The organism is Paenibacillus sp. YAE3 (genome assembly GCF_057546105.1).
On sequence record NZ_BAAIYF010000017.1, the window covers coordinates 14406 to 27994 of the forward strand.

The following is a 13589-nucleotide window of genomic DNA, read 5'->3' on the forward strand; positions in this document are numbered from 1 at the left end:
TACATATTGTTAAACAAAAGGGGCATAACAGAAATGATGGATAAGATGATGCATGCGAACGGGCGCCGCGGTCCGAAATTTTTGCACGCGGCATTGTTCCGGAGTTTTATCAAATGGATTTGGCTCGGAGGTGCGGTCGGCCTCCTAAGCGGATCGGCTTCGGCCCTTTTCCTGCTGGCGCTCGAATACGCGACGGACACCCGCGAATCGCACCCTTGGCTTTTATATTTGCTGCCTGCCGGCGGCGCTTTGGTCAGCTATTTGTACATGAAAATCGGAAAAAACAGCGCCAAAGGCAACAACCTCATTCTCGAGCAAATCCATGACGGCAAAGAAACCATCCCGCTGCGGATGGCGCCGCTCGTGTTGTTCGGCACCGTCGTGACGCATTTGTTCGGCGGCTCGGCCGGCCGGGAAGGAACGGCGGTGCAGATGGGCGGAAGCCTGGCCGAAGCATTCGGCAAGTGGACCCGGGTCGGACCGGTCGACCGGAAAATTCTGCTTATGTGCGGAATCAGCGGCGGATTCGGCTCGGTGTTCGGCACGCCGCTTTCCGGAACGGTCTTCGGCCTGGAAGTGATCGCGATCGGGTTGATCCGGTACGAAGCGCTCATCCCTTGTTTTACGGCCAGTTTCGTCGGCCACCTGGTCACCACCCGTCTATGGGGAGTGGAGCATGTCCAGTACCCGCACATGGTCGCGCCCGAGCTTAGTTTGATCGTACTCCTTAAAGTCGCGGCAGCTTCGCTGCTGTTTGCGCTTGCCAGCATCTGTTTCAGCGAGCTGACGCATGCGCTGAAAAAGCTGTTCGCCAAAGCGTTTTCGAACCCGGCGCTCAAAAGCGGCGCCGGCGGGTTGATCGTCATCGGCCTTGTGTATATTGCCGGTTCCCGCGCCTATTTGGGTCTCAGCATCCCGCTGATTACGAATTCGTTTGACGGGGACGTGCCTGTTTTTGCGTTTTTGTGGAAATTGATCTTTACGTCGGTGACGCTGGGCGCCGGATTTCAGGGGGGCGAAGTGACGCCGCTGTTTGCGATCGGGGCTACGCTGGGTCATACGCTGGCCGACGTCTTTCAGATGTACGGGCCGTTTTTGGCCGGGTTAGGTTTTATCGCGGTGTTTTGCGGCGCGACTCATACCCCAATCGCCTGCTTTTTGATGGGCATCGAGCTCTTTGGGGCGGACGGGGCGATCTACATGTTTATCGCTTGTCTGATCAGTTATTTGTTTGCAGGATACAGCGGGATCTACACCTCGCAGCGCATCGGGACCGCCAAAAGCCACTGGATTGCCGTGCCGCCGGGAACGACGCTGGCATCGCGGAAAAACCTGCTGTTCCAGGGGCGCGAACAAAAAGGCGGAAAAGAGGATATGCCGAACGGTAACGAGAAGGATGACACGGGGGAAGATCGACGATGATATCTGCTTTCGAAAGGAGCCTTGAATGGTGAAAAAACTAGGGAAGACCGGTTTGGCTTTGCTGCTGGCGGTCATGCTGCTGGCCGGATGCGGCGGGAACCGGGATGAGGTTCAACCGGCCAAACCGGGGGAAGGCACATCGAACCAACAAGCACAGCAAGGGAGCGGCGGCGCTTCGGAAGACTCCGGCGCCTCGAAAGGAAACGGTCAGGACGGCGGGAACGATCAGGGGGACGTTAATCAAGTCCCGAACGATCCGGCGCTTGAGCTGCTGGGGAAAATGAATACGGACGAAAAGATCGGGCAGCTGGTCCTTGTAGGCATGGACGGCACCGCAGCAAACGATGCAACCCGCGAGCTGATCGAATCCTATCATGTCGGCGGCTTCATTTTTTATAAAAACAACATGGAAAACGCCAAGCAGGCGCTGAAATTGTTTAATGACCTGAAGGAGGCCAACCAATCGAACCCGGTGCCGCTTTGGATGAGCGTCGACGAAGAGGGCGGACGCGTGACGCGCATGCCGAAGGAGTTCGCAAAGGTGCCGACCGCCAAAGCGATCGGATCGAAGAACAGCGAGGCATTGTCCCAAGGGATCGGCGCCGTGCTCGGGCGCGAGTTGTCCGGCTTCGGGCTGAACATGGATTTCGCTCCCGTGCTGGACATAAACAGCAATCCGAATAACCCGGTCATCGGCGACCGCTCATTCGGGAACCAGGCGGACGTGGTCAGCCGGCTCGGCATCGCCGCGATGGAGGGCATTCGGAAGGAAGGCGTCGTTCCCGTCGTCAAGCACTTTCCCGGGCATGGGGACACCTCGGTCGACTCCCACATCGGACTGCCTGTCGTGAACCATGATTTGAGCCGCCTCCGGAAGCTGGAGCTCATCCCCTTCAAGGAAGCCGTCGAAAACAAGGCCGATGTGGTCATGATCGCGCATCTGCTCATGCCGAAGCTTGATCCCGATCACCCGGCTTCGTTTTCTAAAAAAGTGATCACGGATCTTTTGCGCAACGAGCTCGGGTTTCAAGGGGTGGTCATCTCCGACGACATGACGATGGGCGCGATCGAAAAAAACTACGAAATCGGCAAAGCGTCGGTAGAGGCGATTTTGGCCGGAGGCAACATCGTTTTGGTCGGGCATGATGTCGAGAAAGAAAAAACAGCGATCCGCGCCCTGAAAAAAGCGGTAGCCGACGGAACGATTCCGGAGGACGTGCTGAACAACCGGGTTTACGCGATTCTCAAACTGAAGCAGGCGTACGGATTGACTGACCGCCCGGCATCCGGCCCGGATGTGCAGAGCATCAACAAGGATTTGACGGCGCTGCTTCAAACATACGGTTTGCGAAAATAATCGCGGACGGATCAAAATCGACGTTAAGTCAAAAAACGGCCGCTGCGGTTTACGTACACGATTGCCGTCCGCCCGCGGCCGAACGACATAAAAGCCCTGACCGGTGCTGGTTGCACCCGGCAGGGCTTGTTTGCTTCCGCTTAAATGTTCTCGGGACAAGGAATCGCCGCGCCGATCTGCATGACCGAGCCGAACGATATCCTTAAGCCGCCCGATGATACGACGACTTCCCGGGCCTTTTGCGCCCAACGAGCAGCTTCCGAATGTCCAGTTCGCATACGGCCACGCCGGCGAGGACAAGCCCGGCTCCGATGTAGCCCTGCATGGTCAACGTCTCTTTCAGGAAGCAGATCCCGAAAAAGGCAGTGACGACGGGCTCCAGCGCAAATATGAGGCCGGTATGCGTCGGGGACGTATATTTTTGGGCGATCGCTTGCAGGACAAAACCCACCGCGCTGCACAAAATGCCGAGCGCAAGGATCGAAAGCCAGCTAGCGGCGGTGTTCGGAAGTTCGGGCTGCTCGAAAAGAAACGAAAACAAGGCGCCCCAAAGCGCGGCAAATCCCAGCTGCAGAACGCCGACGGTTACCGAATCCGCTTTTTTCCCCGCGCGGCCGGTGACGATGATATGTATTGCAAAAAACAATGCGCCAAGAATGCACAGCGCATCCCCGGATTGGAGTGCGGCATGCGGCTTTAACGTCAGCAGCCCGATGCCCGCCACCGCAACCGCGATGCCGGCGACCAGCCTCTTGTCCGGTTTGATTTTCAGGAACAGCGCCGTCAGCACGGGGACGAATATGACCGTCATGCTCATCAGGAAGCCGGCGTTCGATGTCGATGTATTTCGCAGTCCGAAGATGATGCAGACGAATACGCCAAAAAGGAGCGTTCCGAGCAGCAGCGCGTATTGAACGGCCTTGCGGTCTGCGCGCCGGAGTTTTTTGTGGAACAAAATGCCTGCCGCGATGAAGGCGACGCCGAACCGCAGCGCGATCAAGTTGAACGGAGCCAGCGTATCGAGCCCGATTTTCATGAACGAATAGGAGGTTCCCCAAAAAAACGTCACCAGTAAAATGATCAAATCCGCTTTGTATTGTTTCATGTTCCCATTTCTCTGCCTTTACGTCAAAAATGAAGGTTGGCGGCCGGCACGAATGCCATTACCCGATCGGTTTCCCTTGTGCCTGAATCAGTATAAATGGTATCGTAAAATAAGAAAATTGAATGTTTATCATTCTAAACATGAGGAAAATTCATGTAAAATTTCAGCCTTATTTTGCTGGGAACAGGTGAGTGCGATGAGTCTCGTAAAATACGAAATATTGAAGCAGGTCGTGGATCTGGGAAGCTTGACGAAAGCCGCGGAGGTCCTCGGTTTGACGCAGTCGGGCGTGAGCCACGCGGTCCAGAGCCTCGAGACGGAATTCGGATTTTCTTTGCTGAGCCGGAGCCGGTCCGGGGTGAAGCTGACGGACAACGGGGAGCGGGTGCTGACCTATATCCGGGACATGCTCCGGGTACAGGAACAGCTGAAGCAGGAGGTGGCCCTGATTAACGGGATCGAAACCGGGACGATCCGAATCGGTACGTTTACGAGCATTTCCGTGCAATGGCTGCCGGGGATCATCAGAAGTTTTTTAAGCCAGCATCCTCATATCGAGCTCAAACTGTTCGAAGGCGATTACCATGAAATCGAGGAGTGGCTGCTGCAAGGGGAAATCGACTTCGGATTCGTTTCGCTGCCGACGATGGACTCCTTCCGCATCATCCCGCTGCGGCAGGATCGGATGCTGTGCGTCATGCCGCCGGACCATCCGCTGGCGAACCAACCGTTTGTCCGCTACGGCCAAATCGCGAACGAACCGTTTATTATGCCGAAGGAGGGCAGCGATTATGACGTGCGCCGCGTGTTGCGGAAAGGGCGGATCAAGCCGCCCGTCCCGTTTCAGGCCTCGGACGACTATGCCATCATCGCAATGGTGGAGAACGGGCTGGGCATCAGCATTTTGCCGGAGATGATTTTGCAGGGACGAACCAACCGGATCGTCGCGCTCGAGCTGGAGGACCAAAGCTTCCGTTCGCTCGGGATCGCCCTGAACTCGGCCAAAAACACGGCCCCGGCAACGAAAAAGCTGATCCGCTGCGCCAAAGAGTGGCTGACCGGATGGCAGCCGTCGCCCCAGACCGGCATCTTGCGATCGGATGGGTGATGCTTTGAATGCAGCCCGGCGATATGCCGGGCATCGATCCGTCCGGTTTTGCGATCCCGCCGGGTTGGATTTTTTCCGATCCTTGTATATGATAGGAAGCGTTGACGGTTCAGCGTACGCATAAATCGAATAGAGACGGGAAACGGCTTGAAACGGAGATGAAACGGTGGATCAAGTAAACATTCTCATTATTGAAGACGATGCGAAAATCGCGTCATTATTGAAAACGCATATCCAAAAATACGGCTATACGGCTTTTACGGTCGAAGATTTCGCCAAGGTGATGGACGATTTCCGGGACGTGCGGCCGCACCTGGTCCTGATCGACGTCAACCTGCCGATGTTCGACGGCTTTTATTGGTGCCGCCAAATCCGCACGCTGTCGACGTGCCCGATATTGTTCATATCAGCCAGGGAAAGCGAAATGGATCAGGTGATGGCGCTTGAAAACGGGGCGGACGACTACATCACGAAGCCGTTTCATTATGAGGTCGTCGTGGCCAAAATCCGCAGCCATTTGCGGAGGGCATACGGCTCTTATTCGGCGAAATCCGAGGAACGGACGGTGGAAGCGTCGGGATTGGTATTATACCCCGAGCGGTTCATGTTAACTTACGAGGGGCAGTCGGTAGAGCTTACGCAAAAGGAATCGGTCCTGGTGGAGGCGCTTATGAAGAAAGCGGATCGCGTCGTCAGCCGCGGACGCCTGCTGGATCTCATGTGGGAAGACCGGCATTTTATCGACGACAATACCCTGAACGTCTATATTACGAGAATCCGCAAAAAGCTGAAGGAGCTTGGGTTTGATGATCCCGTGGAGACGGTTCGCGGGGCAGGATACATGCTGAGGCTGGAAGGAAAGGAATGACGATGAAGCTTTTTTTTCGGGAACAGCTGCCCTTAATCCTTTTTTATGCCGGGCAAATGTTGATCGTCGGATTGTGGTATTGGTTGGCGGTCGAGGACCATTCTTGGTCCACCGTGTTTTATGGGGCGCTGCTGAGCTTCGTCGTGCTGGCGCTATATTTGGCTTACCGCTACTACACCCATCGGAAGCTGTACGAACGGCTGGAGTCTCCGCAGCAGTCCATGGACCAATCGCTTACCCGGCTGGGCGAAGCGCCGATGGCCGAGGCGGTGAGCGATATGCTTCGCCATCAATTCCAGCTGTACAAAGACGAGCTCTACGGCACGCAGCAGCGGCTCGATAACCATACCGCTTTCATCAACCGCTGGATTCACCAGATGAAAACGCCCGTTTCCGTCATTCAGCTCACGCTGCAGGATCTGGATCTCGACGATGAAATCGCGGACGGGCTGCAGGAGGAAATCGACCGGCTGAAAAAGGGGCTGGAGATGGCATTATACACGGCGAGGCTGGACAAGTTCGAGCAGGACTTCAAGGTGGAGGGCATGCCGCTAGCGGAAGCGGTCGAAAAAGCCGTCGCCGAAAACAGGCAGTGGTTTATCCGGAAAAAGGTTTACCCGGCGATCGAAATTCCGCCTGGCCTTGCCGTGATCAGCGACGCCAAGTGGCTGGCGTTCGTGCTCGGGCAAGTCATCGTCAATGCCGTCAATTATTCGGAAGGCGAAGGCAAGAAGGTTGCGTTTCATGCCTTTGAGCAGGGAGCGCATGCCGTCCTTGAAATTCGCGACGAAGGCATCGGCATCGCCAAAGAGGATTTGGGACGGGTGTTCGATCCCTATTTTACGGGAAATCAAGGCAGGCAATACCATGAATCGACGGGCATGGGACTGTTTCTCGTCCGGGAAGTGTGCCGCAAGCTCGATCACAAGGTGGAGTTGGAGTCGGAACCCGGCCAAGGAACGACCGTTAGGTTTACGTTTAAAACCGCATGAGCTATCAGGGCGCTGCATCCGTGCAGCGTTCTTTTTTTTGCCGCCTTCGGCCGATTCGAACAAAACCTTACAAAGGTTTAAGGTTCGGGTAAGGAGAATCCATGGTTTTGAAGCCGGTCATGCTATAAAGTGAGATACATAGAGAGAAGAGAACCCAGAAGGAGAGATGTTTGTGACCGAAATATTAAAAGTGACGGGACTCAGCAAAGTATATCCGGGCAAAGTAACGACCCGCGCCTTGACGGACGTGAACTTAAGCATCCGAAAAGGGGAGTTCGTCGGCGTGATGGGGCCTTCGGGAAGCGGGAAAACGACGCTGCTGAACATGGTTTCGACGATCGACGCGCCAAGCTCCGGAACCGTGCTGATTAACGGCAGCAACCCGCATGCCTTAAAGAAAAAAGAGCTGGCCTTGTTCCGCAGGCGGAAGCTCGGATTCGTGTTTCAGGATTTTAACCTGCTGGATACGCTGACCGTGGCGGAGAACATCGTCCTTCCGCTGACGCTGGACAAACAAAGCCTGAAATCGATGGAAGCCCGGCTTGAAGCGATCGCGGACAGGCTTGGCATCAAAGGGATTTTGAATAAAAGGGTGTATGAAATTTCGGGCGGGCAAAGGCAGCGCGCCGCGATTGCCCGCGCCATCATTCCGGAACCCTCGCTTTTGCTGGCGGACGAACCGACGGGTGCGCTCGATTCGAATTCTTCGCAGATCGTCATGCAGACGCTGGAGAAGCTTAACGAAGACGACGGCGTCACGATGATGCTTGTCACGCATGACCCTCAGGCAGCCAGCTACTGCCACCGCGTCGTGTTCATCAAGGATGGAACGATTTCCGGGGAAATTCGCAGGGGCGAAAGCCGGCAAGCCTTTTTCCAGAAAATCATCGACATGCTTTCGTATTTGGGAGGTCAGGCTCATGAGCTTTCCTCAATTCGCGTTTAACAACGTCAAGCGGAATGCGCGCGCATATTTCGCCTATTTCCTGAGCAGCTGCTTCATGGTCATGGTGTTTTTTACGTATGCGCTGTTCATCTTCCATCCGGATATCGATAAAACCGAGCTTGGCTCCAACGTGCAGATGGTCATGCTCATCATGGAATACGTCATTTATATTTTTGCGTTTCTGTTCGTGCTGTATTCGATCGGCTCCTTTTTGAAAGCCAGGAACAAGGAATTCGGCCTGCTGACCATTTTGGGAGCGACCCAGGGCCAGCTCAGCAAACTCGTTTTCGTCGAGAACATGATCATCGGGGCGTTGTCGATCGTTACCGGGATGTTGGCGGGGCTGCTGTTGTCCAAGCTGTTTTTGACGCTTAGCGCCCGCATGATCGGGATCGAGGAGCTTGGGCTTTATTTTCCGGCCAAAGCGATTCTTTTGACGGTCGGCGCGTTTTTGCTGCTGTTTCTGGTCATATCGGCTTTTACGCTGCTGTTTATCAACCAGAGCCGCGTGCTCGAACTGCTGAAGGGCGGGAGCAAACCGAAAAAAGAGCCGAAGGTTTCGGTTTGGATTTCCCTGTTCGGGGTATTGCTGCTCGCTGCCGGGTATGTCACGGTCGACAAAAGCCTGGCCGTCGCGGCGGCAACGGGGATTGCGGGCACGTATTTCTTTTTCACGCAAATTACCGTCCTTGTGTTCCGAATGCTCAAAAAAAGCCGGCGCTTGACCTGGCGGGGCACGAACTTGATCTGGATTTCGGAAATGGCCTATAAAATCAAGGACAACGCGGTCATTTTGTTCATGGTGACCGTCGTTACCGCCATTTGCTGCATGGCCGTGGCATTTGTCATGTCCGTCAATGTCCGTACCCAAAACATGTACCACGAAGATCCTTATCCGTTCCGGTATTATGTCAGCGACCCTGCGCAAGGCGAAAGCGGATTGAAAACCGTCGACCAAAAACTGAAAGAAAAAGGCATCACTTATGAAAAATTCAAAACCGAATCCTATGTTGCGACAGCCTCCGGAAGAAAAGGCACCGTTACCGTCATGTCGGAGGAAGTGTATAAAAGCATTGCGGATGCGCTGGGGCTTGAACAGGTCGATGCGCTCGAAGGGAAACAAGCCGTCCTGGTGCAGTCCGACAAGGAAGCGCGGAATAACCCGGACTGGTCCGCAGGCTCGTCGATCGAGCTGAAAAATCCGTCTTCCGGGCTGGAAGTCGTCAAGGAAATCCGTACGCAAAAAGAGGTTTCGCCGGTGACCGGCACCAATCTTCTCGTCGTGAGTTCCGCCCTCTATGACGGATTGGTCAAGCAGATCCCGGCCGATCGAAGCTATTGGATCTATACCATTTACATTTATATGGTTCCCGATTGGTCCGGCCAAACGCCGCCGGGCAGAAACGACAAAGAATACAAGGTCGGACTGGAGCTCGAACAATGGGCCCATGAACGGAACGTAAGCGGAGAATCGGCGGACCTGCTGTCTTCCCGCGGGGGAATGTACGCCCAGCACGAACAGGCGACGGCCATGATGAGCTTCGTCGGCGTTTTTATCGCCTCATTGTTGTCGGTATGTTCGGCCAGCTTCCTGTATTTCAAGCTGCATTCCGAGCTGAGGCAGGACCAGCAAATCTATAACGCCATGTCCAAAATCGGCCTGCAGTCCGGCGAGATGGGCAAATCTTCGACCGTGCAAATTGCGGTGCTGTTTTTCACGCCGATCTTCGTATCGGCGGTCCAAACTTTGGTCGTGCTCAACCGGGTGCGCGAAGGCTTCGATTTGGATGACGTGAACCAGCCCGTGCTGCTGGCTTCGGCCGCTTTTCTGGTCGTGCAAGCCGTATATTTCGTTTTGGTGAGCTCGCGGTACATTCAAAAACTGAAAAGGGTGATGGTGTAAGGAAAGGAGCTTCATGTTCGTGAAAAGAATCGACACGCTGGATTATTTGCGCGGATTCGCGCTTGTCGGCATCATATTCATCAATATTTATCAGATGGTTCCCTACGTCCCGGTTCCGCCGGAATACGGGTTTTGGAGCCGTCTCGACCAAGGGCTGCTGACGTTTGTGAACGATGCGGTGCACGGCCGTTTTTATACGATTTTCAGCTTTTTGTTCGGGCTCGGGTTTTATCTGTTCGTTTCCCGGGCCCGGGCCAGAGGGGAGAAGGCGAACGTGCTGTTCGTGCGCAGGCTGCTGGTTTTGCTCGTGTTCGGCCTTGTGCATCATCAGTTTCAACCGGGCGAAGCTTTGCTGATTTACGCGATTTTAGGATTTTTGCTGCTTCCGCTTTACCGGCTGAAACCGGGCGCCAATTTGTCCATCGGAGTGCTTTTCCTGCTTTCGGCCTGCTGGCTCGGACCGATCGGGATCAGCCTGGGGATGTTCCTGTTCGGGTTGTGGGCAGGGCAAAACAAAATTTTTGAAAACGTGCGGCAGCACAAAAAACGATGGATCGTCGCCATGATCCTCTCCCTTGTCCTGATTCCTCTCGGATTATGGGCGGAATCCCGGATCGTTGATGCAACGGGTTTGGTCGACATCGCGATGGTGGCCGGAGGATTGCCCGAGGACGTGTTTTACGTCACGACGCTGACGCTCCTGCTGGAGCTGCCGTTCATGAAGCTGTGGCTAATGCCGCTGAACCGGCTTGGTCGGATGGCGTTAACCAATTACATCATGCAAACCGTCCTGATTTTGACGATGGATGCGGTGCTGAACCTGAGCGGCCAGGCCTACTATTTGATATTGGCCATGATTGCCATCGAAATTTTGGTCATCCAAGCCATTTTCAGCACGCTGTGGCTCAGCCGCTTTCCCATGGGACCGCTGGAATGGGTGTGGCGGATCGGCACTTACGGGAAAATTCCGCCGCATTATTCCAAGCAAGCTTGATTGAACCCCGGGTGCCAAGGGCCCGGTTCCTGCCATTGAAATTATGCCGCTTCTCCGCTAATCTTAGATCAACTGTCGCCTTTGCATCGTTTTAGGATGCGGGGGACCGAAGAGAATAGCGGAGGATTTGGCATGCGTTTCAGCTTAAAGTGGAAATTAACGGGGTTTTTGGCCGTTTTGCTCGTGTTTGCGATCGGTTTGCTGAGTTTTCTGGTTTTGCAGGGCATCTCCAATAACCAGCGACGGGAGATGGAACATGCGATGGAACAGCAGGCGGCTGTAGCGGAGGACCGGATCTTGCAAATGTACGTCACGGGAACGCAGGTAGACAAAGAGGCGTTCATGCGTTTGCAGGGGCCGGCTTTGGCGCGCGAGCTTGGCAACGTCAGCGGGATGCGGGTCATATTGTATGACGCCAACGGCAAGGCAACCGGAGATTCGCTGATTATGGCCGAAAAACCGGATGTGCGGCGTACGCTGCCGTTTGCCTTGCAAAATAAAATCGCCTATGAAATTCAAGGGGACGTGCTGGATTATTTGGCGCCGGTCGTCAGCGATCAACAGCAGCTTGGCGTCGTCCATTTTCAAACCTCTGTCGGCAGCCAACAACTTTTTTACCGCAGCATGTTGAGGCTGTTTTTGTTCGCCGGAGCGGCGGTGCTCATCGTTTCGTTTATGTTCGGATGGATCTACATGAACAGGCAGGCCAATGCCATTCACGCGCTGAAAAATGCGACCGAGCGCATCCGGCGCGGGGATTACCTGGCGGAACCGAGCCTCAAGCGCAAAGACGAGCTCGGGGAGCTGAGCGGCGGCATTTTCGAGATGAACCGGGCCATCCAAGCGAACGTGCAGTCGTTGCACGCAGAGCAGGAAAAGCTGATGCAAACGCTGGAAACGCTGCGCCAGCTTGAAAAGCGGCAGAAGGATTTTATCCATAACATCAGCCATGAGTTCAAAACGCCGCTGACATCGATCCGCGCGTACGCCGACCTGCTGCATCTGTACCCCGACGATCCCGCATTGATCCAGGATGCCTATGCATCGATCACAAAGGAAACGGGGCGGCTGTACGACCTGGTGGAACGGGTTCTCCGTCTGGCTGCCGCGGAAAAATATGCGTTTGACCATCATCCGGAGGAGGTTGATCTCAAGGAACTGCTGACGGATGTGTGCGCACGAATGAAGGGTAAAGCCGAACAGTTCGGCATCACGATCCGGCAGCGGCTTGAACCCGCCGTCATTGTCGGCGACCGCAACAACCTCACGCATATTTTCGTCAATCTGTTGGATAATGCCATTAAATATAACGTCGCCCAAGGGGAGGTGACGGTCTCGAATGCAGCCGGGGAGGAAGACGCGGTGGTGCGCATTCGCGATACCGGAGTCGGCATTCCGGAAGAACAGCGGGATCTGGTCTTCGAACCGTTTTACACCGTAAATCACGACCGTGCGCGAAAATCGGGAGGCAGCGGCCTCGGACTGGCCCTTGTCAAGCAGCTGACGCTGCAAAACGACGGGTGGATCGGGATCGAAACGCCTGCCGACGGTCCAGGGACGGCGTTTATCGTCACGTTTCCGCTGGCCCGAAGGCATTGACCGGATGTTTCCGGCGGGATTGAAACAGGCTATAAAAGTTCAAAAACGGATACAAGTTAGAAACATTTGATTATATTTTCGAAACGATTGTTCGATATACTCGAAACAGATCGAAGCTCGGGCGATCCGGCAGAGAACGGGAAAGGAGGGGGCCGCAATGAAAAAAAACGCCGGGCGGAAGCTCGCCAAGGTCGTTGCGGCCATGGCCGCTTCGCTAGCGATCCTGGCCGGATGCAGCGAAAACGGCGGCGCGCGCGTCACCGTCAAAAACCCTCCGATCCGCGAGGAAACCGGCAGGATCGAGCTCGGGCAAATCATCCGCCTCGAAGATGCTTACGGCTTCGCGTGGCTGTCGGATACGGAAATCATCGCCTCGAAAAAACCGAAGTGGATGGAAGAACCGCTATATGTCCATTCGCTCGTCAAGGAGAAGGACCCGGACAGGGCTCTGGGGGTTCAAGACGCTTTGACGGTCAATCCTTCGCCGGGGGGCGGCATGTTGTTCGTCAGCAATCAGATGAAAGCCTCATTCGTTTATGCGGATGGCCTAAAAAAGATTCCGCTGCAAGCTTCAAGCGGAAACGAGTCCAGCCTGAACGGCAACGTGCGCGGCGCTTGGCTGGGCGATCGGGCGTACCTGTTCGCGGAGATCGACGGGCTTGCCGTCGCCGGTCTGGACGGTCATGTCACTTCCGTGATGAAGCTGAAAGACGGTCAGGACGTCATCAAAGTGGAAGCAGTCCCCGACCCGAAAGATCCCAACCGGTTCACGGGGTATTTCATCGACAGGGACAACAACCTTTACAAGCTGCGGATCGTAATCGAAGAGTCACGGTTTCCGAAAGCGGAAGGGGAACCTGAGCTGATTCGGACCCGTGCGGCCGATTTTTCGGTATCGCCGGACGGTTCCCGGCTTGCCGTCGCCGAAGAAACCGGAGAACAGGCCAATACGCTTGAGCTTGTCAGGACGGGTGCAACCGAAAAGCCGACCCGGCTGACGGAAGGGCGGCTCATCAGGCAAATCGCCTGGTCGCCGGACGGTTCCAAGCTGGCCTATTCGATGTTCAACCTGGAGCGGGGCGGCTCGGGCCTTTATGTGATGGACGCGAAGACGGGCCATACGACCCTCGTGTCGTTATACCCGAACCTGCAGAGCATCCTGATTTGGAGCCCTGACGGGGATCGGCTGATGATGAGCCAGGAACATCCCGAGATGAACCTGACGACGGAAAGAACCAAACTGATGACAGAGATATATCGGTTTAAGTGACTAGAGATATGGAAAGGGGCGAAGG

The 13589-nt window shown here is 55.1% G+C and carries 11 protein-coding genes; 10 read left to right on the top strand and 1 reads right to left on the bottom strand.

Annotation, left to right across the window (positions count from 1 at the left end; genetic code table 11):
• Positions 1–36: 36 nt before the first annotated feature.
• Together AC27KL_RS24810 and nagZ are read left to right on the top strand one after the other, a co-directional pair.
• Positions 37–1422: a voltage-gated chloride channel family protein gene (locus tag AC27KL_RS24810; protein ID WP_487171523.1), complete on the top strand. Its 1386-nt coding sequence runs from the start codon at positions 37–39 to the stop codon at positions 1420–1422.
• A gap of 25 nt (positions 1423–1447) precedes the next feature.
• Positions 1448–2779 carry a beta-N-acetylhexosaminidase gene (gene nagZ, locus AC27KL_RS24815; protein ID WP_487171447.1) on the top strand — a complete coding sequence of 444 codons (1332 nt, stop codon included), beginning with the start codon at positions 1448–1450 and terminating at the stop codon, positions 2777–2779.
• A gap of 202 nt (positions 2780–2981) precedes the next feature.
• Here the strand turns inward: nagZ and AC27KL_RS24820 are convergent, their stop codons facing one another.
• Positions 2982–3884 carry a DMT family transporter gene (locus AC27KL_RS24820; RefSeq protein WP_339320930.1) on the bottom strand — a complete coding sequence of 301 codons (903 nt, stop codon included), beginning with the start codon at positions 3882–3884 and terminating at the stop codon, positions 2982–2984.
• Between the two features lie 196 nt (positions 3885–4080).
• Between AC27KL_RS24820 and AC27KL_RS24825 the strand changes: the two genes are divergently transcribed.
• The 8 genes from AC27KL_RS24825 (at position 4081) to AC27KL_RS24860 (ending at position 13564) form a co-directional block, all read left to right on the top strand.
• Positions 4081–4992 (top strand): LysR family transcriptional regulator, encoded by a 912-nt coding sequence (locus tag AC27KL_RS24825; protein ID WP_339320929.1) that lies wholly within the window; start codon positions 4081–4083, stop codon positions 4990–4992.
• Positions 4993–5158: 166 nt separating this feature from the next.
• Positions 5159–5860: a response regulator transcription factor gene (locus AC27KL_RS24830; protein WP_487171448.1), complete on the top strand. Its 702-nt coding sequence runs from the start codon at positions 5159–5161 to the stop codon at positions 5858–5860.
• A 2-nt stretch (positions 5861–5862) separates the two neighbouring features.
• Positions 5863–6852: a sensor histidine kinase gene (locus AC27KL_RS24835; protein WP_487171449.1), complete on the top strand. Its 990-nt coding sequence runs from the start codon at positions 5863–5865 to the stop codon at positions 6850–6852.
• Between the two features lie 172 nt (positions 6853–7024).
• Entirely contained in the window at positions 7025–7798 is a 774-nt protein-coding gene (locus AC27KL_RS24840) for an ABC transporter ATP-binding protein (protein ID WP_487171450.1), read from the top strand.
• Positions 7773–9701, top strand: coding sequence for an FtsX-like permease family protein (locus AC27KL_RS24845; RefSeq protein ID WP_487171451.1), 1929 nt, complete (start codon positions 7773–7775; stop codon positions 9699–9701). The genes AC27KL_RS24840 and AC27KL_RS24845 overlap by 26 nt, the downstream gene beginning before the upstream one ends.
• 19 nt (positions 9702–9720) lie before the next feature.
• A complete protein-coding gene (locus AC27KL_RS24850; protein WP_487171452.1) occupies positions 9721–10695 on the top strand; it encodes a DUF418 domain-containing protein in 975 nt (324 codons plus the stop codon).
• A 132-nt stretch (positions 10696–10827) separates the two neighbouring features.
• On the top strand, positions 10828–12294 hold the full coding sequence (locus tag AC27KL_RS24855; RefSeq protein WP_487171453.1) for a sensor histidine kinase: 1467 nt from the start codon (positions 10828–10830) through the stop codon (positions 12292–12294).
• 157 nt (positions 12295–12451) lie between these two features.
• On the top strand, positions 12452–13564 hold the full coding sequence (locus tag AC27KL_RS24860) for a TolB family protein (RefSeq protein WP_487171454.1): 1113 nt from the start codon (positions 12452–12454) through the stop codon (positions 13562–13564).
• Positions 13565–13589: the final 25 nt, after the last annotated feature.